The sequence below is a fragment of the Paraburkholderia sp. BR10923 genome (assembly GCF_040948765.1).
In the GTDB taxonomy this organism is placed as follows: Bacteria; Pseudomonadota; Gammaproteobacteria; order Burkholderiales; family Burkholderiaceae; genus Paraburkholderia; species Paraburkholderia youngii.
Genome location: NZ_JBFPKO010000132.1, coordinates 1 through 909 on the forward strand (window position 1 = coordinate 1; position 909 = coordinate 909).

A 909-nucleotide genomic window follows, 5' to 3' on the forward strand; every position below is an offset into this window, starting at 1 on the left:
CCCGACCGAATGACGTCCCTTCTTTGGAAAACCGGTGTCGTCAATAATCCAGTAGTAACCGGTTTCTTTAGCAGCGTGCGCGTCTAACGCGGGCATCACCCATTCGCGTACCCGCTGCAGGACCGCCCGGTCAGACCATTCTGCCTTGGCCACAAAATGGTGGAGTGACTGGTGCTTCGCACTCGCATGAAGTGGGTCAATATGCGCGGCCATCGGCTCGACGCTCTTGCGTGACAACGGCAATACCAGGCCCGAACAGTAACCCTTAAGGCCGGCATGGCGATCGGCGTGCCCTAACGCCTGCGCCAGATGGTTCAGATACGCGTCAAATTCGTCGATATCTTCTCTCATCGCGATCGCCCGAAGTCTGTATTATTCAATACTACCAGGTATCGCTTCGCTGCAAATAAGTTTTTGTGACACAGTAAGACTAGACGTCCGCTGATTTGTAATATCCAGATTGAACGCGTCTGGATCGAACCTACCCCGCAACACCGCTGCGGAAAGTGATCCCGCTTAGGCACTGTCGTCCTTGAAGCGATGGTGCGAGTTATAGCCATAGTCGTGGATGCCTGTAAATGATCTAACGTGCAAAGCGCGCTTTTTGATCAGCGTGACCTCGGCATCGGCGGATCGTTCGGGAAGCCGGGACCCGACTTACCGTAGCCAGTATCACACAACAGCATTATTCTCCCAGGTAAGCGGCCCGAACCTTCGGATCGTCGAGCATCTGTTTCGCGTCGCCCGACATCGTGATCAGACCGGAGTCCATCACGTAGCCGCGATTGGCCGCCTGCAGCGCGAGACGCGCGTTCTGCTCGACGAGCAGCACCGTCATACCTTCAGCGGAAATCGAGCGCACCACTTCGAAGATCTTCTCGACCATGATCGGCGACAGACCCATCGACG

At 55.8% G+C, this 909-nt stretch carries 1 protein-coding gene and 1 pseudogene; both read right to left on the bottom strand.

Going from position 1 to position 909, the window contains the following annotated elements:
- Nucleotides 1-351, bottom strand: a 351-nt coding sequence (locus AB3X94_RS41745) for a transposase (RefSeq protein ID WP_368614462.1), incomplete at its 3' end; no start/stop codon positions are given.
- A 334-nt stretch (nucleotides 352-685) separates the two neighbouring features.
- A pseudogene (locus AB3X94_RS41750) lies at nucleotides 686-909 on the bottom strand (ABC transporter ATP-binding protein); the annotation flags it as partial.